The sequence below is a fragment of the Allobosea thiooxidans genome (assembly GCF_900168195.1).
GTDB lineage: Bacteria > Pseudomonadota > Alphaproteobacteria > Rhizobiales > Beijerinckiaceae > Allobosea > Allobosea thiooxidans.
Genome location: NZ_FUYX01000004.1, coordinates 78,547 through 102,072 on the forward strand (window position 1 = coordinate 78,547; position 23,526 = coordinate 102,072).

General features: G+C 68.1%; 24 protein-coding genes. 13 read left to right on the top strand and 11 right to left on the bottom strand.

Annotated features, from left to right (window positions below; genetic code table 11):
- Nucleotides 1-29: 29 nt before the first annotated feature.
- Nucleotides 30-641, bottom strand: a complete 612-nt coding sequence (locus B5Y19_RS08605; RefSeq protein ID WP_055730814.1) for a YqgE/AlgH family protein — start codon at nucleotides 639-641, stop codon at nucleotides 30-32.
- 246 nt (nucleotides 642-887) lie between these two features.
- Between B5Y19_RS08605 and B5Y19_RS08610 the strand changes: the two genes are divergently transcribed.
- Complete coding sequence (locus B5Y19_RS08610; protein ID WP_055730815.1) at nucleotides 888-1,742, top strand: protein-disulfide reductase DsbD domain-containing protein; 855 nt, start codon at nucleotides 888-890, stop codon at nucleotides 1,740-1,742.
- A gap of 50 nt (nucleotides 1,743-1,792) precedes the next feature.
- Nucleotides 1,793-2,278: a peroxiredoxin gene (locus tag B5Y19_RS08615; RefSeq protein ID WP_055730816.1), complete on the top strand. Its 486-nt coding sequence runs from the start codon at nucleotides 1,793-1,795 to the stop codon at nucleotides 2,276-2,278.
- Nucleotides 2,279-2,429: 151 nt separating this feature from the next.
- Here the strand turns inward: B5Y19_RS08615 and B5Y19_RS08620 are convergent, their stop codons facing one another.
- Entirely contained in the window at nucleotides 2,430-4,232 is a 1,803-nt protein-coding gene (locus tag B5Y19_RS08620; RefSeq protein WP_079591346.1) for a mechanosensitive ion channel family protein, read from the bottom strand.
- Nucleotides 4,233-4,682: 450 nt separating this feature from the next.
- Between B5Y19_RS08620 and B5Y19_RS08625 the strand changes: the two genes are divergently transcribed.
- From B5Y19_RS08625 to B5Y19_RS08635, 3 genes are all read left to right on the top strand, one after another.
- Nucleotides 4,683-5,132: a GNAT family N-acetyltransferase gene (locus B5Y19_RS08625; protein ID WP_055730819.1), complete on the top strand. Its 450-nt coding sequence runs from the start codon at nucleotides 4,683-4,685 to the stop codon at nucleotides 5,130-5,132.
- 375 nt (nucleotides 5,133-5,507) lie between these two features.
- Nucleotides 5,508-6,083, top strand: coding sequence for a hypothetical protein (locus B5Y19_RS08630; RefSeq protein ID WP_079591347.1), 576 nt, complete (start codon nucleotides 5,508-5,510; stop codon nucleotides 6,081-6,083).
- Between the two features lie 187 nt (nucleotides 6,084-6,270).
- Complete coding sequence (locus tag B5Y19_RS08635) at nucleotides 6,271-6,852, top strand: hypothetical protein (protein ID WP_079591348.1); 582 nt, start codon at nucleotides 6,271-6,273, stop codon at nucleotides 6,850-6,852.
- Between the two features lie 54 nt (nucleotides 6,853-6,906).
- Here B5Y19_RS08635 and rnhA read toward each other — a convergent pair whose 3' ends face one another.
- The 3 genes from rnhA to ispH are packed head-to-tail and all read right to left on the bottom strand — an operon-like array spanning nucleotide 6,907 to nucleotide 9,310.
- The gene (rnhA, locus tag B5Y19_RS08640; protein ID WP_079591349.1) at nucleotides 6,907-7,353 is read right to left on the bottom strand and encodes a ribonuclease HI; all 447 of its coding nucleotides are present in this window, start codon (nucleotides 7,351-7,353) and stop codon (nucleotides 6,907-6,909) included.
- Nucleotides 7,350-8,315 carry a homoserine kinase gene (locus B5Y19_RS08645; protein ID WP_055730277.1) on the bottom strand — a complete coding sequence of 322 codons (966 nt, stop codon included), beginning with the start codon at nucleotides 8,313-8,315 and terminating at the stop codon, nucleotides 7,350-7,352. Before B5Y19_RS08645 ends, rnhA begins: the two co-directional genes overlap by 4 nt.
- A gap of 23 nt (nucleotides 8,316-8,338) precedes the next feature.
- On the bottom strand, nucleotides 8,339-9,310 hold the full coding sequence (ispH, locus tag B5Y19_RS08650; RefSeq protein ID WP_244555534.1) for a 4-hydroxy-3-methylbut-2-enyl diphosphate reductase: 972 nt from the start codon (nucleotides 9,308-9,310) through the stop codon (nucleotides 8,339-8,341).
- A 200-nt stretch (nucleotides 9,311-9,510) separates the two neighbouring features.
- Here ispH and B5Y19_RS08655 point away from each other — a divergent pair, with 200 nt between their 5' ends.
- The 3 genes from B5Y19_RS08655 to B5Y19_RS08665 are packed head-to-tail and all read left to right on the top strand — an operon-like array spanning nucleotide 9,511 to nucleotide 13,720.
- Complete coding sequence (locus tag B5Y19_RS08655) at nucleotides 9,511-11,376, top strand: monovalent cation:proton antiporter-2 (CPA2) family protein (protein ID WP_055730276.1); 1,866 nt, start codon at nucleotides 9,511-9,513, stop codon at nucleotides 11,374-11,376.
- Entirely contained in the window at nucleotides 11,373-12,791 is a 1,419-nt protein-coding gene (locus tag B5Y19_RS08660) for an MATE family efflux transporter (RefSeq protein ID WP_055730275.1), read from the top strand. Before B5Y19_RS08655 ends, B5Y19_RS08660 begins: the two co-directional genes overlap by 4 nt.
- A 20-nt stretch (nucleotides 12,792-12,811) precedes the next feature.
- Nucleotides 12,812-13,720, top strand: a complete 909-nt coding sequence (locus B5Y19_RS08665) for a DUF937 domain-containing protein (RefSeq protein ID WP_055730274.1) — start codon at nucleotides 12,812-12,814, stop codon at nucleotides 13,718-13,720.
- Between the two features lie 70 nt (nucleotides 13,721-13,790).
- On the opposite strand, the gene B5Y19_RS26320 is transcribed toward B5Y19_RS08665, so the two are convergent.
- Both B5Y19_RS26320 and B5Y19_RS08675 read right to left on the bottom strand, forming a co-directional pair.
- Nucleotides 13,791-15,707 carry a methyl-accepting chemotaxis protein gene (locus tag B5Y19_RS26320; RefSeq protein ID WP_055730273.1) on the bottom strand — a complete coding sequence of 639 codons (1,917 nt, stop codon included), beginning with the start codon at nucleotides 15,705-15,707 and terminating at the stop codon, nucleotides 13,791-13,793.
- Nucleotides 15,708-15,871: 164 nt separating this feature from the next.
- The gene (locus B5Y19_RS08675; RefSeq protein ID WP_139384318.1) at nucleotides 15,872-16,228 is read right to left on the bottom strand and encodes a YjiS-like domain-containing protein; all 357 of its coding nucleotides are present in this window, start codon (nucleotides 16,226-16,228) and stop codon (nucleotides 15,872-15,874) included.
- A gap of 181 nt (nucleotides 16,229-16,409) precedes the next feature.
- Here B5Y19_RS08675 and B5Y19_RS08680 point away from each other — a divergent pair, with 181 nt between their 5' ends.
- The gene (locus B5Y19_RS08680) at nucleotides 16,410-17,291 is read left to right on the top strand and encodes a LysR substrate-binding domain-containing protein (protein WP_055730272.1); all 882 of its coding nucleotides are present in this window, start codon (nucleotides 16,410-16,412) and stop codon (nucleotides 17,289-17,291) included.
- A 16-nt stretch (nucleotides 17,292-17,307) separates the two neighbouring features.
- Here the strand turns inward: B5Y19_RS08680 and B5Y19_RS08685 are convergent, their stop codons facing one another.
- The 3 genes from B5Y19_RS08685 to B5Y19_RS08695 form a co-directional block, all read right to left on the bottom strand.
- Entirely contained in the window at nucleotides 17,308-17,472 is a 165-nt protein-coding gene (locus B5Y19_RS08685; protein WP_197282489.1) for a Flp family type IVb pilin, read from the bottom strand.
- A gap of 114 nt (nucleotides 17,473-17,586) precedes the next feature.
- Complete coding sequence (locus B5Y19_RS08690; protein ID WP_055730270.1) at nucleotides 17,587-18,966, bottom strand: glutamate--cysteine ligase; 1,380 nt, start codon at nucleotides 18,964-18,966, stop codon at nucleotides 17,587-17,589.
- 176 nt (nucleotides 18,967-19,142) lie between these two features.
- Complete coding sequence (locus tag B5Y19_RS08695; RefSeq protein WP_055730269.1) at nucleotides 19,143-19,889, bottom strand: 16S rRNA (uracil(1498)-N(3))-methyltransferase; 747 nt, start codon at nucleotides 19,887-19,889, stop codon at nucleotides 19,143-19,145.
- 191 nt (nucleotides 19,890-20,080) lie between these two features.
- On the opposite strand from B5Y19_RS08695, the gene B5Y19_RS08700 reads away from it, so the two are divergent.
- On the top strand, nucleotides 20,081-20,560 hold the full coding sequence (locus tag B5Y19_RS08700; protein WP_079591351.1) for a hypothetical protein: 480 nt from the start codon (nucleotides 20,081-20,083) through the stop codon (nucleotides 20,558-20,560).
- A gap of 15 nt (nucleotides 20,561-20,575) precedes the next feature.
- The gene (gene ubiA, locus B5Y19_RS08705; protein WP_055730267.1) at nucleotides 20,576-21,547 is read left to right on the top strand and encodes a 4-hydroxybenzoate octaprenyltransferase; all 972 of its coding nucleotides are present in this window, start codon (nucleotides 20,576-20,578) and stop codon (nucleotides 21,545-21,547) included.
- A gap of 36 nt (nucleotides 21,548-21,583) precedes the next feature.
- Here ubiA and B5Y19_RS08710 read toward each other — a convergent pair whose 3' ends face one another.
- Complete coding sequence (locus tag B5Y19_RS08710; protein ID WP_055730266.1) at nucleotides 21,584-22,105, bottom strand: DUF6101 family protein; 522 nt, start codon at nucleotides 22,103-22,105, stop codon at nucleotides 21,584-21,586.
- A gap of 247 nt (nucleotides 22,106-22,352) precedes the next feature.
- Between B5Y19_RS08710 and B5Y19_RS08715 the strand changes: the two genes are divergently transcribed.
- Both B5Y19_RS08715 and B5Y19_RS08720 read left to right on the top strand, forming a co-directional pair.
- Nucleotides 22,353-23,180: a 3'(2'),5'-bisphosphate nucleotidase CysQ gene (locus B5Y19_RS08715; protein ID WP_055730265.1), complete on the top strand. Its 828-nt coding sequence runs from the start codon at nucleotides 22,353-22,355 to the stop codon at nucleotides 23,178-23,180.
- 88 nt (nucleotides 23,181-23,268) lie between these two features.
- Nucleotides 23,269-23,511 carry a DUF4170 domain-containing protein gene (locus B5Y19_RS08720; RefSeq protein ID WP_055730264.1) on the top strand — a complete coding sequence of 81 codons (243 nt, stop codon included), beginning with the start codon at nucleotides 23,269-23,271 and terminating at the stop codon, nucleotides 23,509-23,511.
- Nucleotides 23,512-23,526: the final 15 nt, after the last annotated feature.

Consider the following 23,526-nt stretch of genomic DNA (forward strand, 5'->3'; position numbering starts at 1 on the left):
CAAAGCCCGGAATGACGAGAGCCGCCGCCTCAGGCGTGGCCGGCGTCGCGAGAGAGGAAGGCCGGGTCGATGCCGATCTTGTTCAGCGCGCGCTGGTACTTGGTCTCGACGCTCTCGTCGAACAGCAGACCCGGATCGGCCGCGCAATGCAGCCAGCCATTGGACTGGATCTCGGCCTCGAGCTGGCCGGCGGCCCAGCCGGCATAGCCGAGCGCGAGCACCGCGCTCTCCGGGCCGCTGCCCACGGCGATGGCGCGCAGGATGTCGAGCGTCGCCGTCAGGCAGATGCCGTCATCGATCGGCAGCGTTGCCGATTCCAGGAAGAAATCCGCCGTATGCAGCACGAAGCCGCGCTTGGTCTCCACCGGCCCGCCGCGCAGCACCTGCATCTTCTCGGCCCGGCTCGGCAGGCGGATGACCTCCTCCGACGGGATGACGTCGAGCTGAACCAGCAGATCGGGAAACTTCGTATCGCCGGCCGGCTTGTTGACGATGATGCCCATCGCCCCATCCTCGGAATGGGCGCAGACATAGACGACGCTGCGGCTGAAGCGCGTGTCGGCCATGCCCGGCATCGCAATCAGGCACTGCCCGTCGAGATAGCTGCGGCCGTCGAGCCGTGGTTGCGAGCCGATCTTCATGCCGACATGCTAGATGTTGTCGGGCCGGATCGGCAAGGCTTCGATGAAAGGCCCGTTGTGCGGCCCGGAGCAGCCGGCATCGCCATCACGTTCGCGTGGACCGCGCCCCCGCAAGCGCGCAGCACCGGGCGACACCGTGATTGCGCCCCATTCCTGCGCGAGCCTGTGGTGCTGGGCAACGGATGCCAATCGCAGGAGATGCAGGTTTTGTTCGCTTTTCGGCTTCGCAATGTCTAAGGCAGGGCCGTGAACCGCATTCTTCCCCTGCTGGCCCTGGCGTCCGTTGCGCTCGGCCCTGCTGCGCTTGCGCAGGAGGAGGCCGCCACGTCGCCCTGGTCGGCGAGCGAACACGCGAAGCTGCGCCTGATCGCCGGGCCCACCACCGCCAGCGGCAAGCAGCGCGTCGGCGTCGAGATCGTGATGTCGCCGGGCTACAAGACCTATTGGCGCAGCCCCGGCCAGTTCGGCGTGCCGCCGAGCTTCGACTGGACCGGCTCGACCAATATCGGCGGGCTCGACGTGCGCTGGCCGGTGCCCGAGCGCTTCCAGGACTCGGCCGGCTATTCGATCGGCTATGTCGGCGAGGTGGTGATTCCGATCTCGGTCCAGCCGGTCGATCCGTCGCGGCCGGTCATGGTCGTCCTCAAGCTGGACTATGCGGTGTGCGAGAAGATCTGCATCCCCGCTCAGGGCGAGGCGAGCCTGTGGCTCGAACCGGGCGTGACGACGGTGACCTCGGCGCGGCTGGAGAGCTTCGAGGCGCGTGTCCCCCTGCCGGCCAAGCCGGGGCCCCACAAGGAAAAGGCCGCAATCGTCGATGCGGGGCTCGACGACACCGTGGTCGATCCCGGGCTGAAGCTCGTGCTGCAGCCGCCGCCGGAAGGCAGGATCGAGGATATCTTCGTCGAGGGGCCGGGCATGTGGTCCTTCGGCAAGTCCCGGCTGACACCGCAGCCGGACGGAACCGTCCTCGCCCAGATCCGCATCGACGAGCGCCCGAAGAGCGCCGCCGGCCCGATCCCGCTGATCTTCACCATCCGCGGCACGCCAAAGCCGGTCGAGACCCGGCTCGAACTCGACATCCCCGCCGGCAAGCCCTAATCCCTGAGGCGAAGCGGCCTTCGCGCCGCGGGCTTCACGGAGAACAGCCGATGACGATCAAGGTGGGTGACAAGCTTCCGCAGGCGACGTTCCGCGTCATGACCGCAGACGGCCCGGCCGCCAAGACGACGGAGGACCTGTTCAAGGGTCGCAAGGTCGTGCTCTTCGCCGTTCCCGGCGCCTTCACGCCGACCTGCCACAAGAATCACCTGCCCGGCTATCTGGCCAAGGCAGCCGATATCAAGGCCAAGGGCGTCGACGCGATCCTGACGACCTCGACCAACGACGTCTTCGTGCTCGATGCCTGGTCGAAGGCGACCGGCGCCGCCGGCGTGCTCGAATTCCTCTCCGACGGCAATGCCGACTTCGCCAAGGAGATCGGCCTGTCGATGGACGGCTCCGGCTTCGGCATGGGCACGCGTTCGCAGCGCTACTCGATGCTGGTCGAGGACGGCGTGGTGAAGGCCCTCAATGTCGAGGAAGCGCCCGGCAAGGCCGACGCCTCCGGGGCAGAGGCCATGCTCGGCCAGCTCTGAGCCGCCCCGCAGCTGTTTCCGAGCCCGCGCGGCGCTGCCGCGCGGGCTCTTTTTTCGGGTGTTCTGAGACAAGGCATTCCCGCACGGAATGTCTCGGCTGGGTGGAAAGCGGACATGTGCTGTCCGCTCGACGCTTTGCGATCGCTGACCGTCAGCCGCTCATCTGCGGCACGTGGAGCGGCTTGGGCACCAGTTTGATATTGTTCTCCGCCAGTGTGATCCGGACCTTGGACAGGATCGCCTTGCGGATCTGGAATTGCCGCCCGGCCCGGGCCTTGTACTTGCCGCGGATCAGCAGAGTGCCTTCCTCGAGGGCGGCAATGCCCTGGCTCTTGAACGGCTCAAGGAGATCGGCGTTCAGTTCCGGATCTTCGGCGACCTCCTGCCCGATCTTCTTGAACAGTTTCCGCACGGCTTCGACGTCGGTGTCCAGGGCAACCCGGAACACCATCTTCTCGATGACCCATTCGCGGCTGAAGTTCTGAATCTTCCCGATCTGCCCGAAGGGGATCGTGGCAACCGGGCCGCGCGGATGCCTCAACGAGACCGAGCGCAGCGAAATCCTCTCGACGGTGCCCTTGGCCCCCGAGGTCTCGATGTATTCGCCGTGGCGGAAGGCATCATCGACGAGGAAGAACAGACCGGCGACCACATCCTTGACCAGCGTCTGGGAGCCGAGACCAATCGCCAGGCCGAAGATCGAGAGACCGGTAATCAGCGGCCAGACATTGATGCCCAGCATGACCAGGACGGTCAGAGCCCCCAGCGCCAGAAGCGCGGCCTTGGTGAGCCCCACGAGCAGGGGGCCGACGGTGGTCAGCCGGGTGCCGATCACGGCGGTGTTGAGATGGGGATCGCCCGACGCATGAGGTCTGATGCGCGCGGCCATGATGGCCACCCAGTTCCAGCAGAAGGCAATGACCAGCACGAGCAGCAGGATCTCGGCGGCTTTCAGCATGACAGTGCCCCGCTGAACGCCGAAGACATCCAGAATGGGCAGGAGCCAGAGCGTCGCCAACACCCCGAGAATCGATGAGGCGACGACGATGCGGAAAGTGCGCCACAGCGCCCCGGCCAGTTCGCCTCCCTGTGATCGAACCGCCCGCCAGCTTCGTCTTTCGATGGCGACGTCGAGATGAGGCCCGGCGAGAACGAGAAGAAGCGAAAGCAGCAACAGCCCGCCCCGCGTCGGCCTTCCGATGGTCAAGTCCAGTTGGATGAAGACAAAGGCCAGTACGACAACCGCGACGACGAGCCAGGGCCAGATCGAGGCCACCTTCCGGCGGAGGGATCCTGCCCTGCTCCCGAAAGACAGAGCTCTCGTCACCAAGCCGCGATGACGAAGATACGCGGTTGCGACTAGAACCGTGAACGGCAAAGACACCGCGAATGTTGCGAAGAGATCGCGTAGCGGATCAGCCGCATTCCATATGCGCAGACAGGCCAATACCACCAAGCCGATGGCTGCGAGGCCGATGGCCACCGCGAGATCGCGCTGCCAACGCCAGAGGATCGACCTGCGACCCGCGATCAACGGGAGACATATTATCGTCGCCACGGCCGAGATCACGACGCAGTTCAGCAAGGCGCCGCGGAACACTGAATCGTTGACGAAGCTTAGAAGCAGGATCCAGGACGCGAGGATCACCAGCAAGGCCGCCGAGACCCAGATGGCCGCGTACAGAAGCGGTGTCACCTTCGATCTGCTGATGATCGAGTTGGCAACCGCTGCCGTCGCCGTAGCGGCAACCAGGCAAATCGCTGCAATGCCGAGAGCCAGCAGCGCGGGATTGTAACCAGCGGTTTCCAGTCCCTGCATGAAATCATTCCACGCGTCACCAGAAGAAGCCCAGCCGGATAATCTTGTGGTCAGGCCTTTCTCGACCAGTTCGGAGAAGCGATGGAACATCGCGGAAGCGGCCTCGAGCTCGTCGGTTCTTGAATCGGCAGCCATGATCTCAATCTCGGGTACAGCTCGACGACGCTAGCCTGTCCACGCCTAACGGTTGGTCAACCCCGAGAACGTTCGGCCCCGTCACAGGAGCGAGCGCACGTTGCCGTCCCAGCACAACTTTCGCGTCGACAGCCCCGTCCGGCATTGAACCGGACTCTTCCCAGCACAGGTGACCGTCTGTCTTGTCATTTCGCGACAATCGCGCCCGGCTACACCCCAGTTCCCTCGACTGTAGGTGATATGCCGCTGGACGAACCGCTGCCCCAAGAGCCTCTTTTTCTGATCACTCAGCAGGTGCGACACGCCCAAGACGAGTCGTGGGCTGGCATTCCGGCCAGGCTTCCAGCCCTTCTCCAGGACTGGATACCGTTTCACTGATCCTTTCGATCGCGGCTTGTCATGAGACAACGCGGCGGGCAGTCGCTAGCTTTCCCGCGGAGGAACACGCCCATGCCCGATATCGTCATCCGCCCGCTCACCGCTGCCGACCGTGCCGCCTGGACGCCGCTCTGGCATGGCTACCTGACCTTCTACAAGGCGACGCTGCCGCCGGAGATCGACGCCATCACCTTCGACAGGCTGACGGGCGGCCAGGAGCCGATGGGCGGCTTCATCGCCGAGCGCGACGGCCAGGCCCTCGGCATGACCAATTGGGTCATCCATCGCACGACCTGGAGCGAGAAGCCCATCTGCTACCTGCAGGACCTGTTCACCGCGCCGGAGGCACGCGGCAGCGGCGTCGGGCGCAAGTTGATCGACGCGGTGAACCAGATGGCGCGGGCGAAAAACTGCTTCCGCGTCTACTGGCAGACGCATGAATCGAACCTGCAGGCGCAGGAACTCTACAACAAGGTCGCCGACAAATCCGGCTTCATGGTCTACCGCCAGCCCCTGGTCTGACCTCCTCCCTGACGCGCCTCCTCGAATGGCGGCTGGAAGCCTCGCCGGCTTGCCCGAGCGTAGCCTCGCGTCCATGCCCGGGATCAGCAACGTCATGGCCGGGATCGCCCCGACCATCTGCGTCCTTGCCGAAACGGCCGGGTGAGCCCCTTTCGTCAGTCCCCGATCCGCCATCAGTTGCGCAAGACATGGACGCTCGGGACGGGCCCGAGCATGACGGCGGAGCCGGCGCATGGCTGAGCAGCGTGCTCCAATAACAGGGCCGCCGAGCAGATTCTTCATGCTGGAATACTTGCCATCTGCGGCGCGCGGTGCCGATACTCGGAGACGGCCGCAGATGACGCTAGGGCAGCTGCGACCCCGAGGAGGACCATCATGCTGTCGACCCACCGCAAGATCGGGGCTTTCCCGCTTCTCCCAACGCCGTCGCCGGAATTTGCGGGCAAGGCCTTCGCCCTCGCCCTGCTGCTCTGGCCTTTCGCAGGTTCCCATGCCCTGGCAGGCGCGCCGGTCGCGTCCGGCCTGCAGATCGCCGCACCGAATTTCGTGGAAACCGTCCAGAGACGCGGCGTCGCCGTCGGGCGCGGGGTTGCCGTCGGCCCGCGCGGCGGCGCGGTCGCACGGCGCGGCTATGTCGCCCGCGGCCCCGGAGGCGGCGTGGCCGCGGGCGGCGCCTATGCCGTGCGCGGACCGAGAGGCAATGTCGCGGTCGGCAGAGGCGCTGCCGTCGCCCGCCCGGGCTACCGCCCCGTTCCCGGCGGTGCCTGGGTCCGCCCGCCGGCCTATTGGTGGGGTCCTGGAACGGCCATTGCCTCGGGCGCGGCCATCGGCTTCGTGACCGCTGCCGCAGCGACCGCCTACGTCAATTCCCGCGCCCCGGCGCCGGGCTCCTGCTGGTACTACACCAATCCGCAGCGGACCCAGGGTTTCTGGGACGTCTGCCCGAACTGAGCCGCGCACCGGCGCCCTTCACCAGGGCGCCCCGGAGCTCGGCTGCGCATCCCGCTCCAGGGCAGCCGCACAGGACGCGCGGCTCGCCAACATCATCCAGGACATCGAAAGGAACTCACCGACCACAGGATGCGGCTACAAGCACAACTCAAGGTTTGAAGCATTTTTTCAAGCGAGGAGGTTTTCCATGTCGAAGTTTATCGGACTATTTTTTGCCGTCGCCCTTGCACTGGGGGCTGCGGGCTGCGCCACCACCCCGGTCGTCACCACCGAGACGGTGATCGTCGCCGGCGTCGGCCCCGTCGAGGTCGAGCGCCTCAGCGTCCGGGTCGTGTCGATCGACCGGGCGAGCCGCAGTGTCATCGTCGAGCAGCGCGGCAGCAGATGGCTCGTGGAAGTGCCGCCGGTCTTCGGCAATCTCGAGAACCTCCGCGAAGGCGACATGGTCCAGATCAACCGCGTCGAGGGCGTCATCGTCGATGTCCGGCGTCCGCGGCGGGGCGCCAAGCCGGGGATCACCTATACCGAGGCCGCGACCGAGCCGACCTTCCAGAACCTGCCCGACAAATACGTCGTGCGCGCGGTGACGCTGACGGCGCGGTTCGAGCGCTTCGACGCGGAAACCAGCGTCGTCCACTATACCGGCCCGTTCGGACCGCGCTCGCTCACCGTGACCGATCCGGCGGTGAAGGCTGGGCTGCGCAAGTTCAAGCGCGGCGATCTGGTCGAGCTCAGCTTCGCCGAGGCCTTCCACATCGTCCTGAAGTAAGGCCTCTCGCCTGCGACGGCCTGCCCGGCTCCCGGGTCGGCCGTCGATTCGGCGCTAGCGCCCGGCCTTGAACGGCGCCATGCCGGCGCGCGCCAGCGCGTCGGCGCGCTCGTTCATCTCGTCGCCGGCGTGGCCCTTGACCCACTTCCACTCGATCTTGTGGCGGCCCAGCGCCGCCTCGAGCCGCTGCCAGAGCTCGGCGTTCTTGACGGGCTTGCGATCGGCCGTCTTCCAGCCGTTCTTCTTCCAGCCATGGATCCAGCCGGTGATGCCCTGGCGCAGATACTGGCTGTCGGTGTGCAGCGCGACCGTGACGGGCCGCTTCAGCGCCTCCAGCGCGGATATCGCCGCCATCAGCTCCATGCGGTTGTTGGTCGTCTGCGCCTCGCCGCCGGAAAGCTCCTTCTCGACGCCGTTATAGCTCAGGATCGCGCCCCAGCCGCCGGGACCGGGATTTCCCGAGCAGGCCCCGTCCGTCCAGACTTCGACAGTATCGCTCACCGCTTCAGCCCGAATTCGCGAGCGTCCAGCACGCGCTGGTGGAAGGCGAGCTTCCGGTCGTATTCCAGCGGGTCGTGCGGCTTCACCAGCGCGCCCGGCGGCACGTTCAGCCAGTCGACCAGGCGGGTCAGCAGGAAGCGCAGGGCCGAGCCGCGGCAGAGCTGCGGCAGCGCCGCGACCTCCGCCTCGCTCAGCGGCCGGACGCTCTCGTAGCCAGCGAGCAGCGCCTGGCCCTTGGTGAGATTGAACGAGCCGTCAGCCTCGAAGCACCAGGAGTTCAGGCAGATCGCCAGATCGTAGGCGTAGGCGTCGGTGCAGGCGAAATAGAAGTCGATCAGCCCGGAGAGCCGGCTGCCGATGAAGAAGACGTTGTTGGGGAAGAGATCGGCATGGATCACGCCGCGCGGCAGGTCCTTCGGCCAGCTCGCCTCATGCACGGCGATCTCGGCCATGATCCGGCGGGCGAGACCGGGCGAGACCTTGTCGGCGTCGGGGCCTGCCTGATGCGCCAGCGGGCGCCAGCCCGGCACCGAGAGCGCATTGACCCGCTCCATCGCGAAATCGGCGCCGGCCTCGTGCAACAGCGCGAGGCCGCGGCCGAGCTCCTGGCAATGGGCGGCGGTGGGGCGGCGGACAGACAGCCCATCGAGGAAGGTGACGATCGCGGCCGGGCGCCCGGCGAGGCGGCCGAGCATCTCGCCGCGGCTGTCCTTGACCGGCTGCGGGCAGATGAGGCCGCGGCCTGCGAGATGCTGCATCAGCCCCAGGAAGAAGGGCAAATCGTCGGGATTTACCCGCTTCTCGTAGAGGGTGAGGATGTAGGAACCCTGCGTCGTGTGCAGCAGGTAGTTCGAATTCTCGACGCCCTCGGCGATGCCTTTGGCGGAAAGCAGCTCGCCGATGCCGTAGCGCGCCACGAAGGCGGCCATCTCGTCATCGGGCACTTCGGTATAGACGGCCAAGATCGGGCTCTCTTGTTCTGGAATTATTCGGCCGCCGTCGGCGCCGCCTCGTCGCGCAGCTCGCGCGGCAGCGGGAAGAAGACGTTCTCGTCGGCGGTCGAGACGGTTTCGACGCGGACCTCGTAGCGCGCGGCGAAGGCGTCGATGATCTCCTCGACCAGCACCTCGGGCGCGCTGGCGCCGGCGGTGATGCCGAGGCTGCGGATGTTGCCGAAGACCGACCAGTCGATCTCGTCGGTGCGCAGGACGAGCCGCGCGACCGGGCAGCCGGCGCGCTCGGCCACCTCGCGCAGGCGCTGCGAGTTCGAGGAGTTCGGCGAGCCGACCACGATCAGTCCGTCGACCTGCGGCGCGACACGCTTCACCGCCTCCTGGCGGTTCGTCGTCGCGTAGCAGATGTCCTCCTTGTGCGGGGCGATCAGCTCCGGGAAGCGGGCCTGCAGCGCCTCGACGATGCCGCGGGTGTCGTCGACCGAGAGCGTCGTCTGGGTGACATAGGCCAGCGGCTGGCCGGCCGGCGGGGTCAGCGCGGCGACATCCTCCAGCGTCTCGATCAGCGTGATCGCGCCCTCGGGGAGCTGGCCCATCGTGCCGATCACCTCCGGGTGGCCGGCATGGCCGACGAGCAGGATATGGCGGCCGCGCTTGTGATGGACCTCGGCCTCGCGATGCACCTTGGTCACCAGCGGACAGGTCGCGTCGATGGCGAAGAGGTTGCGCGCCTTCGCCGCCGCAGGCACCGCCTTGGCGACGCCATGGGCCGAGAAGATCACCGGCCGGGTCTCGTCGGGCACCTCGTCGAGCTCGGCGACGAAGACCGCCCCCTTCCGCTTCAGGGATTCGACGACGTATTTGTTATGGACGATCTCGTGGCGGACATAGACCGGCGCGCCATGCAGACTGAGCGCCTTCTCGACCGCGTCGATGGCGCGCACCACCCCGGCGCAGAAGCCGCGCGGGGCGCAGAGCAGGATGTCGAGCGGTGGCTTGGTCACGAGCAGGGAAATCTCCGGTCGGTCCGCGCCTTCTTTCGGCGGGATCGCGGCGATGTCAAGGAAGCGGAACCGCGCAGCCCCCCGCCCTTCGCCGATTGCCTCTCGCAGGATCGCCCGTGAGGCCCTAGATAGGGCCATGGCCGCCGCGCGACGCGCCGCACCCGGCCACCGCCCGCCCGTTCCCTCCCGACGAGTCCCGCATGGCCGACGCCGCCTCGCATGCCAGCTATCTCCCGCCGATCCTGACCTTCTGCGCCGGGGCGGTGATCGCTGTCCCGATCTTCCGCAAGCTCGGGCAATCGGCGGTGCTCGGCTATCTCGCCGCCGGCATCGTCATCGGCCCCTCGCTCCTGGGCGTGATCAAGGATCCGAACGCGATCCGCAGCACCGCCGAGATCGGCGTCGTGCTGCTGCTCTTCCTCGTCGGCCTCGAACTGCAGCCGTCGCGCCTCTATTCGATGCGCAAGGACATTCTCGGTTCCGGTCTGGCACAGATGGGGCTGAGCGCCGCCGGCATCGGGCTCGCCGGCTGGTGGTTCGGCCTCTCCGCGGCCGGTGCGGTGGCGGTCGGCGTGGCGCTTGCGCTCTCGGCCACCTCGATCGCGCTGCAGCAGCTCGAGGAGCGCGGCCATGGCAGCGAGCCCTATGGCCGGCGCACCTTCTCGATCCTGCTGTTCCAGGACATGGCGATCGCGCCGGTGCTGGCCCTGCTGCCGCTGCTCGCGACGACGGGCGGGCCCGACGCCGGCAGCCCGATGCGGGCGATCGCCAGCCTCGGCATCGCGCTGTTCGCTCTCGTGCTGATCGTGCTGGCCGGGCGCTACGTCATGAATCCGCTGTTCCGAATCCTGGCCCATAGTGGCGCCAAGGAGGTGATGACGGCGGCGGCGCTGCTGATCGTGCTCGGTGCGGCGCTGCTGATGGAGCATGTCGGCCTGTCCATGGCGATGGGCGCCTTCCTTGCCGGGGTGATGCTGGCCGATTCGCATTTCCGGCACGAGCTCGAAGCCGATATCGAGCCCTTCCGCGGCGTGCTGCTCGGCCTGTTCTTCATGGCGGTCGGCATGTCGCTCGATCTCGAGCTGGTGGCCGCCAACTGGCTGCTGCTGGCGCTGGCGGCGCCCCTCCTGCTGCTGTTCAAGATCGCGGTGGTCACCTCGATCCTGCGGCTCTCCTGCTCGAGCTGGCTGGAGGCGATCCGGGCCGGCGCGCTGCTCTCGCCCGCCGGCGAGTTCGCCTTTGTGCTGCTGCCGCTCGGCCTGGCGCAAGGGCTCCTCACCCCGCAGCAGGCGGGGGTCGCCACCGCGCTGGCGGCGATCAGCATGCTGCTCGGCCCGATCGCAGCCAGGCTGATCGATGCCGCGCTCCTCTCCCGGGTCGCACCCGAGACGATGGAGGAGGATTTCGACGGCGCCGGCAACAGCCCGGTGATGGTGATCGGCTTCGGCCGCTTCGGCCAGATCGTGACGCAGGCGCTGCTGTTGCAGCACATCGACGTCACCGTCATCGATTCCGATGTCGAGCGGATCCGCTCGGCTGCCCAGTTCGGCTTCAAGGTCTACTATGGCGACGGCACCCGGCTCGACGTGCTGCGCGCGGCTGGCGCGGGCAAGGCCCGCGTGATCTGCGTCTGCGTCGACGACAGGCAGGCGGCGCTGCACATCGTCGAAATGATCAAGGCGGAGTTCCCGGGCGTGCGCCTGCATGTGCGCGCCTATGACCGCATCCACGCAATCGAATTGATGAAGGCGAATGTCGACTTCCAGACGCGCGAGACCTTCGAATCGGCGCTCGGCTTCGGCCGTGTCACGCTCGAGACCCTCGGGCTGACCCGCGACGAGGCCGATCTCGTCATCGACCATGTCCGCGACCGCGACGCCCAGCGCATGGAGATCCAGTTCCATGAGGGCCTCGCGGCGGCGATCAACCGCGTGCCGCGTGTCGCGCCCGAGCCGCTCGTGCCGCCGCGGGCGAAGTCGAAGCCGCTGACGCCGGAAACCCGGCAGGTCATCGAGGATGGCGGGGCCGAAGTCGCCATTGGCGGCGTAGGAGAGCCCGAACGGTGAGCCACGCCCCGTCCCGATCCGTGCAGGCCGTCTTCACCACCGGCCCGCTGATGCGCCATGTCGCGGTGATGACCGCGACAGGCTCGATCGGCCTGATGGCCGTCTTCGTCGTCGACCTGCTGTCGCTGCTCTACGTCTCCTGGCTCGGCCGGCCGGAGGCGACCGCCGGCGTCGGCTTCGCCACCATCGTGCTCTATCTGATGGTGTCGGTGAATGTCGGCCTGATGATCGCCGTCACGGCCCTGACCTCGCGCAGCATCGGCGCCGGCGAACGCGAGGCCGCAAGGCGCATCGCCAGCTCGACCATGGTCCTGATGGCGCTGATCGCGCTCGCGCTATCGCTGGCGGCGCTACCGCTGCTGCCCTGGCTGCTCGACCTGCTGGGCGCGCATGGCGAAACCCGTGCGATCGCGCTCTCCTTCCTGCATATCGTCCTGCCCTCCAACGTGCTGATGGCGATCGGGATGGGCTTCTCCGGCATCCTGCGCGCCATCGGCGACGCCCGCCGCGCCATGTTCGTGACGCTGGGCGGCGGCATCGTCACGGCCGGGCTCGACCCGCTGCTGATCTTCGGCTTCCACCTCGGCCCCGACGGCGCCGCCATCGCGATCGTGCTGGCACGCATCATCATCGTCGCCATCGGCTTCCACGGCACCGTCATCCGCCACGGCATGATGGCACGGCCGCGGCTCGACGCCATCCGGCAGGACAGCGCCCGCACCTTCGCGATCGCCGGCCCGGCGATCCTGACCAACCTCTCCAATCCGATCGCGAACGCCGTCTTCGCCGGTGTCGTCGCCCGCTTCGGCGACGCGGCGGTCGCGGCGCTGGCGATCATGGACCGGCTGGTGCCGGTCGCCTTCGGCGCGCTGTTCGCGCTGTCGGGCGCGGTGGGCCCGATCCTCGGCCAGAACTGGGGCGCCGGCCGCTTCGACCGGATGCGGCGCGGCCTGACCGATTCCGCGATCTTCGCAGCGGGCTGCGTCGTGATCTCCTGGCTCCTGCTGCTGTCGCTGAGCGGCGTCATCGTCTCGGCCTTCCATGCGACCGAGCTGACGGCGGAGCTCGTCGTGTTCTTCTGCCTGATCGCCGGACCGATGTGGCTCTTCGTCGGCATGCTCTTCGTCGCCAACGCCGCCTTCAACAATCTCGGCATGCCGTTCCTGTCGACGCTGTTCAGCTGGGGCCGCGCCACGCTCGGCACGATGCCCTTCGCCTTCCTCGGTGCGCAGCTCGCCGGGCCGAAAGGGGCGCTTGCCGGCTCGGCGCTCGGCGCCGTCGCCTTCGGAGTGCTGGCGCTGATCTTCGCCTATCGCGGGATCAGCCGGCTGGAACGCGAGGCGCTGCAGCGCCAGGCCCGGGTTGAGTTGCCAGACCATGACACCCTGCTATCGTCCTCGGAGGCACGGAGCTGAAACCGGCCCGGGAGGCGTCCATGATGAATCTGTTCGATATCATGCAATCGGCCCAGAACGGTCAGGCGATGCAGAACCTCGCCCGGCAATACGGGCTGAGCCAGCAGCAGACGCAAGCCGCCCTCGACGCCCTGCTGCCCGCCTTCTCGATGGGGCTGCAACGCCAGACGCAGGACCCCTACGCCTTCGGCTCGCTGGCCCAGATGATGACCGCCTCGCCCTATGCCCGCTTCTTCGAGGCGGCCGGCAGCGGCATTCCCTCCGGCGCCCAGACCGCCGGCAACGACGTGCTCGGCCAGCTCTTCGGCTCGCGCGAGGTCAGCCAGGCGATCGCCGCGCAGGCGGCAGCGACCAGCGGCGTCAGCCAGGCGATCCTCAAGCAGATGCTGCCGGTCATCGCCGCCATGCTGATGGGCGGGCTGACCAAATCAAGCAGCAATGAAGGCCTCGGCGGCATCCTCGGCCAGTTCGCCGAGATGATGCGCGGCCAGATGCCGGGAATGCAGCCGGCTCCGCAGCAGCAACAGCCGCAGATGCCGGCGAATCCGTTCGAGGCCATCCTGAAAGGCATGTTCGGCCAGGGCGGGGCTCCGACGGAAGGCCAGCCGCAGGGGCGCCCGCAGGCGGATCCGAACGATCCCTTCGGCGGCGCGCTCGGCCAGATTCTCGGCGGCATGTTCGGCGGCGCCGCCGCCGGATCGGAACCGGAGCCAGCGCCGCGCAGCGCCCCGCAGCGCCGTGCGCCGGCCCCCGAGCCCGAGCCGGAAGAAACCGAGGCTCCGCCCTCCCCGCAGGCGACGGGGCCCGGATCGATCGGCCTCGATGCGCTCAACCAGATGTTCGAGCATGGCCGCCAGATCCAGGACGACCATCAGAACGCGCTGAAATCGATCCTCGACGCCATGCTCGGCGGCGGCCAGCGCCGCTGAAACGTCAGGCCGAACGCGGCGGCGTCCGGCGCCCTCTCAAAGAGCCACAACCCTCATCCTGAGGAGCCGCTCAGGCCTGTCGCCGCTGCGACCAATCCCGATCCGCCTGCACCATGCTCGCCGCCAGGTCGCGCAGCTCGGCGACGTCGTCGCGCGTGCGGAAGCTGGCGACGAGATCATTGAGGCGTTGGATCTGATTGGCGAGCGCCGTGGCGGAAGCCGCACTCTGCTCGGCCAGCGCCGCGTTCTGCTGGGTCATCTCGTCCATATGGGCGACAGCCTGGCTCATCTCGTCGATGCCGTGCGACTGCTCGGTCGCGGCGGCGGAAATCTCCGAGACGGTGGCGGAGACCTTGCGCGAGGCTTCGACGATGCGCTCCAGCGCCGCGCCCGCCGAGCGGACGAGGCCGACGCCCTGTGCCACCTCGGTTCCGGATTCGGTGATCAGCGCGGTGATGTCCTTCGCCGCCTCGCCGGAGCGCTGCGCCAGCGAACGCACCTCCGAGGCGACGACCGCGAAGCCCTTGCCGGCATCGCCGGCACGCGCCGCCTCGACTGCGGCGTTGAGCGCCAGCAGATTGGTCTGGAAGGCGATCTCGTCGATCACGGTGGTGATATCGGAGATCTTGCGCGAGGCCGCCTCGATGCGGGCCATCGCGTCGACCGCGTCATGGACGATGGCGCCGCCCTTGCGCGCCACGTCCATCGCCTCCTCGGCGAGCGCGACCGCCTGCTGCGAGGACTGAGCGGAGGCCTTCACGGAAGCCGCCAGCTCTTCGGTCGTCGCCGCCGTCTCCTCCAGCGAGGAAGCCTGCTCCTCGGTGCGCTTCGACAGGTCGTCGGCACCGGTGTTGATCTCCAGCGCCGCATTGCCGACGTCGCCGGAGGTCGCCTGGATCGTGCGGATCGTTTCGGCGAGATGGCCGACCGCGAGATTGAAGTCGTCGCGCAGCTTCTCGTATTCGGCCGCGAGCTCGGCCTCGATGCGGCAGGTGAGATCGCCCCGCGACAGCCGGTCGAGCCCCTCGGCCAACGCATCCATCACCTGGCGCTGCTCGGCGGCGAGGCGGTCCTGCTCGCGGGACCGGGCGGCGCGCTCCTGCTCGACGATCTGGCGCTGCGTCTCGGAAGCCTCGCGGCTCTCGGCCGTCTCCGCCTCGAGCCGCTGCACCGCGAGGCCATTCTCACGGAAGACCTGGACGGTACGCGCCATGGCGCCGATCTCGTCACGCCGCGCCTGGCCCTCGATCTCGACCGCATAATTGCCGGCGGCGAGATCGCCCATGCGCGCCTTGAGCAAGTCGAGCGGGCGGGTGATCGATTGTCGGGCGAGCAGCATCGCGCCGGCCAGCCCCAGCAGGGTGCCGGCGACGGTGAGGATCAATATCAGCCAGTCGAGCTGCTTGGCCTCGGCATCGAGCGCATGCGCCGTCGTCAGCGTGTCGCCCTTGATCGCGTCGTTGAGCTTCACCGCATCGGCGATGATGCTGCCGAAGGCCCGGTCGAGCTCGGACATCACCGAAAGAGCCGGCAGGTCCTCGTCGCGCGCGGCCTGGGCCGTGACGTCGTCGATCTTCGGCTTGAGTTCGGCGATCCGCCGGGACAGAACGTCGAATTCCGCGTGCTTCTCGGGGAAGCTGATCTTGGCGTTGACCAGCTGCTGCAGCGCGCGATCGTAGCCCTTGCGGACATCCTCGATGCTGGTCGCGTTCTGCTTCATGAACTCGGGATAGGCGATCGCCTTGTAGAGATCGCGCAGGATGGAGCTCGTCGCCAGCGTCGACTGCGCGGAATCGAGGATCGCGGTGGCGCGCTGGTCGATCAGATCGGAATAGGTCTTCTGGATCCGGGCATATTCCTGCCCGGCATAGAACGCCGTGCCCAGGCCGATGAGGCCCATCGCGATCAGCGGTATCGCGATCTTGGTGCGGATCCGGAGATCCTTGAGGCGGAAGGGCAGTTCCTTGAGGCGCAACGAGAGCTTCATGCCGGCGACCCACGCTTCAACGCGGCCGCTCAGGACGGCGCGGCGGCCAGATTTCCGCCAAAATGGTGAAATTTGGGTTATTCCGAACGAGAGGCCATCAAATTTGATACAAAAAAGGGCGGAAGCACGAAGCTCCCGCCCACAGGGACGCTAGCACCAAGGGGTCAGGCGCAGCGTGCAACCGCAATATCGGTCTTGGCCAGCACCGGCTTGACGCCGGCATGGCGAAGGGCGTGGTCGCGACGCTCGGCGGCGGCGCTGGTCTGGGCACGCGAACGGGCGGCCAGCACGGTCGAGGGATCGCTGAACCACGGCGTCGCCAGCGCCCCGGCGACGTCGGAACGGACCAGCCCGACATCCTTGAGCCCGCGCTCGTCGAGCTCGGCGAGGCGCAGCACCTCGCGGCGATGGATCAGCGCCCGCACCAGTTGGGCCACCCCGCCAAAACCCGTGGCGGCGACACGCGTGGCGCCGGCCGAAACGGACGAGAGCGACTTCGCGGCAATGGTCATGAGCAGCATGACGGCCTCCTGGGGTGAGCGGAATGACGGATACGATCGGATTTCCCCGCCCGGCCCGGACGCGCCATTGACCGCAGATCGGAGAGTGACTGAACGATAGCGAAGGGCTGGCCATCAGCCAAACGAATGCTTATGATCTCTGACAACACTGATTTTGATGGACGCTACGGGGAGGTCGCCAATGGCCCATGTGCTGGATGCCGATCAGCTCAAGACCTTCGTCGCCATCGCCGATACCGGGTCTTTCACCCGCGCCGCCGAGATCGTCTTCAAGACGCAATCGGCGGTTTCCATGCAGATGAAGCGGCTTGAAGAACGGGTCGGGCGGCCCCTGTTCGGCCGCGACGGCCGCCATGCCAAGCTGACCGAGGATGGCGAGCGCCTGCTCGACTATGCGCGCCGCATCGTCCGGCTGAACCTGGAATGCGTCGCCTCCTTCGCCGATGCGGATCTCAAGGGCCGCATCCGGCTCGGCGTGCCGGACGACTATGCCGATCGCTACCTGCCGGAGATCCTGGCGCGCTTCGCGCATTCCAATCCGCGCGCCGAGGTCACGGTGGTCTGCGAGCCGACGCCGATGCTGGCCGAGCGGATCGCCACCGGCGACATCGACCTCGCCATCATCACCCATGTCGAAAGCCGCGGCCAGGGTGAGATCATCCGCATCGAGCCGCTGCTCTGGGTCACTTCGGCCCGCCATGGCGTCCATGAGGAAGACCCGCTGCCGCTGGCGCTGGGGCGGCCGACCTGCAACTGGCGCCAGGCCGCGGTCGACGCGCTGGAGGCGAAGGGGCGCCGCTTCCGCGTGCTCTATGCGAGCTGGAACTCGACCGCTGTCGGCGCCGCGGTGCTGGCCGGCCTCGCCGTCTCGGTGCTGCCGGAAAGCGCGGTCCGCCCGGGCATGCGCATCCTCGGCCCCTCCGAAGGCTACGCCACCCTGCCCTCCTGCAAGATCGGGCTGCTGCGCACCCGCTTCGACCCCTCGGTGCTGTCGAACGCGCTGGCCGAGCACATCATCCAGAGCCTGGACAATCTGGCGAGCTTCAAGACGGCGGCGGAATAAGTCGCGCGACCGGGAGCTAGGAGTCCTTCAGCTTCAGCCCCGGCAGAACGGCGGCGAGCATATCGGAAACCTTCAGGCCGATCTGCGTCGCGGCGGCGACGATCGCCATGGAAACCAAGCCGGCGATGAAGGCGTATTCGATCGCGGTCGCCCCGCGCTCGTCGCCGACAAAATCTGCCATGGCCGTGCCGAACCGCTTCATGCCGCTAGGTTAGGCACAAGCTCCCCGCCAACTCGTTAATTTCCGTCGCGCAATGCGCCGCATCTCGCATCGCGCGCCAGACGTCCCGCCGAGCTAGAGGGCGAGCTCGGTCATGACCGGCTCGACCTTGCCGTTCCAGGCGGAGCGGAAGCGCTCCTCCAGATCCTGGGCGAGGCTCCGCCGCCGCGCCACGATCTCATGCAGCGGCGCCAGGAAGACACTCTCGTCCTGCCCTGCCCCGTCGGCGCGGGCACGCCGGGCGAGGCCGGCCCGCGACAGTTCCAGCACCTCGGCCGCGACCTCATGCAGCGGGCGCCCGGCGACCGTCGCCGCGAGACCCTGCTTCGGCACGGCATCGCGCAGCGCCTGCCGCTCCTGCGCGCTCCAGCCCCGGACCAGATCCCAGGCGGCATCGAGGGCCGAGGTATCGTAGAGCAGGCCGACCCAGAAGGCGGGCAGAGCGGTCAGCATCTCGGGCGGGCCGGCATCGGCGCCGCGCATCTCGAGGAAGCGCTTGAGCCGCACCTCGGGGAACAGCGTCGAGAGGTGATTGGCCCAGTCCGACATGGTCGCGCGCTCGCCCGGCAGCTGCGGCAGCGTGCCGGCGAGCAGGTCGCGGAAGGAGGCGCCGGCGACGTCGTGATAGGTGTCGCCGCGCTTGACGAAATACATCGGCACGTCGAGCGCCCAGTCGACGTAGCCCTCATAGGACATGCCCTCGTCGAAGGCGAAGGCGAGCATGCCAGAGCGGGCATTGTCGGTATCGCGCCAGATCTCGGAGCGCATCGACTGGAAGCCGTTGAGCTTGCGCTCCAGGAAGGGCGAGGAGGCGAAGAGCGCCGTCGCCAGCGGCTGCAGGGCCAGCGACACCCGCAGCTTGCGGACCATGTCCGCCTCGGTGGCAAAATCGAGGTTCACCTGCACGGTGCAGGTCCGGAACATCATGTCGAGGCCGAGCGTGCCGACCTTCGGCATGTAGTTCGCCATGATCTTGTAGCGCCCCTTCGGCATCACCGGCGTCTCGGCACGGGTCCAGAGCGGCGAAGCGCCGAGCGCGGCGAAGCCGATGCCGTGCGGCACGGCCACGGCCTTGACGTCGGCGATATGGGCGGCGAGCTCGGCCTGCGTCTCGTGCAGCGTCTCCAGCGGCGCGCCGGAGAGCTCGAACTGCCCACCCGGCTCCAGCGAGATCGCGCCGCCGCCCTCGGGGCCCGCGAGGCCGATGATGTTGCCGGCATCGACGATCGGCTCCCAGCCCAGCCGCTGCTGCATGCCTTCCAGCAGCGCGCGGATGCCGCCGGCGCCGGCGCGCCCCTCATAGGGAACGGGCGCGAGATCGCTGCGGTAAAACGGAAACTTCTCGTGCTCGGTGCCGATCCGGAAGGAAGAGGCCGGTTTTTCGCCGGCTTCAATCCAGGAAACCAATTCATCCTTGGACCCGATCGGGGTCGAATCGGACACGTCGCGAGCCATGGGTGCTCCGGCAGAACAGACATGAGAGCCCGTCTCCCCGCGGCGAGCGCCGGGAAGCGGACATGGGAGGACAGACATAGGCGAGCGCCGGACGCTCGACAACGATCAGATCCCCGCATTCGCGAAAGGGCGACCGGCGCTGGCAGCAGGCCGGAACCGGCCAAGCGACCTCCTGCTCAGGGGCGCGGCCAGTCGCCCAGAACGGCCTGGACGAGGGAGAGCGCCGCGACGGCCGCCGTGTCGGCGCGCAGGATGCGCGGCCCCAGCGAGAGCGAGAGCGTGTTGGGCCGTGCCCGAATCAGCTGGCGCTCGGCCTCGTCGAAGCCGCCTTCCGGGCCGATCAGCACGGCCAGCGGCGCAGGCTTGTGCGCCGTCAGCGCCGCCACCGGGCTCGCCTGTTCCATCGCCTCGTCGCAGAACACCAGCAGCCGGTCGGGAGAAAGTCCGGCGAGCGCCGCCTCCAGTGGCTGCTCCGGAGCGACCTCCGGCAAAGCGAGCAGGCCGCATTGCTCGGCGGCCTCGACCGCGTTGGCGCGCATCCGGTCGAGATTGAGCCGCGAGACCTGAGTACGCCGGGTGATCACCGGCTGCAGCAGCCCCGCCCCCATCTCGACCGCCTTCTGCGCCATATAGTCGAGCCGCGCATGCTTCAGCGGCGCGAAAAGGTAATGCAGGTCGGGCGCCGGCGGCTGCTCCCTGACCTGCCGGAGAAGTGCGAGGCCGGCCTGCTTGCGCCCTTCCGGCACCACGTTCGCCAGCCATTCGCCGTCGCGGCCGTTGAAGACGAGCACGCCGTCTCCGGCCTTGAGCCGCAGGACGTTGAGCAGATAGTTGGCCTGCTCGCGCTCCAGCGGCAGGACGGCCTGCGCCGCAAAAGCCCGGTCGATGAAAAGCCTGTGGCGGGCGAGATCGGGAACGGACATGGGCGCAAACGCTTCCTCGGATGGGCAACGGTTGTGGATGACGTGAAAAACGCCACAATCATCCTCTAGCAGCGGACGCTTCCCGACAGACGACAAGTAGACTCGCAAGGGTCGTTGGCGTTAACAGCGCCTGCTGTTAAGGACATCTTTAAAGATCGGCCGGCCTGGCCGGCAACTCGGAGACCGACATCATGCGGCGCAGGATGGCTTCAGGCGTAATCGCGACGCTCGGCCTTGCCGTGGCCTCGTTCCTGGACGCCGCCCCGGCCAGCGCCCAGGTCTCGGGCTGCGAACAGATGCAGAAGCTCCTGACCGAGCGGCAGTCGATCGTCGCCCGGCTTTCGGCCGCGCAGAAGGCGAAGAAGAAGATGACGCCGCAGGAAGCCTGCAGCACATTCGGGCGCCTCTCCAACAATGGCGACGCCGCGCTCAAGTTCGCGACCGCCAACCAGGACTGGTGCCAGATCCCGGCCTCCTTCATCGAGGGCATGCAGGCCGACAACAAGAAGGTCGCGACCTTCCGCGCCCAGGCCTGCAACGCGGTCAAGCAGCAGGCGGCGATGGAGCAGCGCGCGCGCAAGCAGGCGCAGGGCGCGAACCCCTTCGGCGGCGCCGATTCCATCACCAGCGGCGCGGGCGGCGGCATGCGCATCCCGCAAGGCGCGCTCTAACCGGCGCGCGGCGCCATGCCTGACCCTGCTCCCGCAGGAACCGTGCCGGGGCCCGACGCCCCGCTGCCCGACGCGCTCAGCGGCCACTGGGTCGACACGCGGGCGCCGCGTTCCTTCCGCCCCTTCCTGAAGCTCGCCCGGATCGAGCGGCCGATCGGCTGGTGGCTCATCCTCCTGCCATGCTGGTGGGGGGCCGGGCTGGCGGCGATCGCCGCGGGCCGCCCCTATCCCGATCCCTGGCACTGCCTGCTCTTCCTGGTCGGCGCGATCCTGATGCGCGGGGCGGGCTGCACCTTCAACGACATCATCGACCGCAAGCTCGACGCCGAGGTGGCGCGCACGCGCGGCCGGCCTCTGCCTTCGGGGCAGGTCAGCGTCGCGGCGGCGGTCCTGTTCATGATCGCGCAGGCGCTCCTCGCGCTGCCGGTGCTGCTGCAATTCAACCGCTTCACGGTCGTGCTCGGCATCGCCTCGCTCGTCATCGTGGTGATCTACCCGTTCATGAAGCGCGTCACCAACATGCCGCAATTCGTGCTCGGCCTCGCCTTCTCCTGGGGCGCGCTGCTCGCCTGGAGCGCCGTGTTCGGCCGGCTCGATGCACCGGCCTATCTCGCCTATGCCGCCGCCATCGCCTGGACCGTCGGCTACGACACGATCTATGCGATGCAGGACATCGAGGACGACGCCATCGTCGGCATCAAGTCGAGCGCACGCTATTTCGGCAATCATACACGCGAGGCCGTGGCGCTCTGCTTCGGCCTGACGGCACTGCTCAGCGGAATGGCGATCTGGCTGGTGGGCGGCGGCCCCGTCGCCTGGCTCGGCTACGCAGCCTTCGCCGGCCATCTCGGCTGGCAGGTCACGCGCATCGCCGGCGCGAGCGCCCCTGTCGCGCTGATGCTGTTCCGCTCGAACCGCAATGCCGGCCTGCTCCTGGCGGCGGGACTGGCACTCGATCCTCTGAGCCGCGCCCTGCTCGCCGGCTAAGACGCCAGCCGCAACGCCGCCGCTCGATCCTCAGGCCTAGTCCGTCAACCTCTCGCCGGAGACGACTACCGGCAGATCGGCCAGCCGGCCGGTCTTGCGGCGGGTCAGGAAGCGTGGGCGGCGGCCGTTCAACAGGCCATGGCGGCGGCGGATCCGGACCGGGCCCAGGGCCAGGCGGCCGATCTGCGGAAACGGCGCGGTCACGGTGCCGTCGGCGGTCTCGAGCAGCAGCGGCAGCCCGCTGGCCCGGCCGAAATCACGCCAGAGCGCGACGGCATCGGCCTCTTCGGCGCAGGCGACCACGATCGACCGGCCGTCGCCGGCTGTCAGCGCCAGCTCGAAACGCTCATCGTCCCCGGACGGGTTGGCCAGCCGCAGCGCGACACCGCGCCAGCCGGCCGTCCCACGCAGGATCCGCACGGAACCGACGCGCTCGATCGCCGGCGCCGCCGGACGCGCCGGCATCGGGTTGCGGGAAACGATCACTGTGTTGGTCGGCCCGCCGGAGAGATGCGGCACAAAACCGCTCTCTCCGGCGGCCGGCGTGACGCTGGCCATCGGTTATAACGCCTCTCTAAATCCCTGCTGCAGCGGAGCCCTCTGTCGATGCCGGGGCTCTCGTGCTTGCCATGCGAGGATGTGCCCCAGCCGTGTCCGAGCGCTTAAAGGGTTCGGTTAAAGGACCGTGATTCCGCCTCCGGATCGGCAGGAAGGGCCGGTTTCCAGCCTGATGCTTGACGGAATCTTTCGATCCGCAGCCGCATTTTCGGCTTGAAACCGCGACTTTCGCGGTCGATACGGGGGGATGAACGCAATAACGGGGCCGACCGCGGCCAACCTCCTGAAGGCGGTCGGCGAAAGCTGCCGGGAAGCCGGCACCCTCGCACTGGACCTGTTTCGCCCCGGTGCGACCACTGCGGCGCGGATCTGGTCGAAGAGCGGCGGCTCGCCGGTGACGGAAGCCGATATCGGCGTCGACACCTTCCTGCGCGTCCGTCTTTCGGCCCTGCTGCCGGAGGCGGCCTGGCTCTCGGAGGAGACCGTCGACGATGCGCTGCGCCTGTCGCACCGCTTCGTCTGGGTCGTCGATCCGATCGACGGCACCCGCGCCTATATGAGTGGCGCGCCGGACTGGGCGGTGTGCGTCGCGTTGCTCGATGCGGGCGAGCCCATTCTCGGCATCGTCCACGCACCCGCCTGCGACGCCACCTACACCGCCCTGCGCGGCAGGGGCGCAGCCCGCAACGGCGACACGATCCGGACCTCCACGGCCGGCGCGCTCGTCGGCGCGCGGATCGCCGGCCCCAAGCCGATGCTGGACGAGCTGGCGCAGGTGGAACGTTTCGAGGCGGTTCCAAAGATCCCCTCGCTCGCGCTCAGGTTGACGCGCATCGCCGACGGCTCGATCGATGCCGGGCTGATCTCCGCCAACGCGCGCGACTGGGACCTCGCGGCAGCCGACCTGGTGCTGAGCGAGGCCGGCGGCCTCCTCAGCGACCTCGCCGGCGGCAGCGTGAGCTACAATCGCGAGGTGCCGATGCATGGCGCGCTGATGGCGAGCAACGGCGCGCTGGCAGCTCCGCTCAGGCAGGCGCTCGTGCGGCTGCGCGACGGTGAGACGCAGCCTGCCTGAGGTTTTTTTGAAGGCTGGCCGCCCAGCCGCCTCGCCTGCGAGGCCGTGATGATTTAAGGGGGCGCCAGGCAGCCTCCAGGAGAGACCGATGAGCGCGGAACCCGACCAGAAACAGCTTCTCCATCTCGTCTTCGGCGGCGAGCTCGCCTCGCTCGACGGCATCACCTTCAAGGACCTCGCCAAGCTCGACATCGTCGGCGTCTTCCCGAACTACGCCAGCGCACACATGGCCTGGAAGGCCAAGGCACAGCAGACCGTGGACCAGGCGCAGACGCGCTACTTCATCGTCCATCTGCACCGCCTGCTCGACCCCGAAACGGCCAAGGGCTGAGGCCGAAAGGGGTTC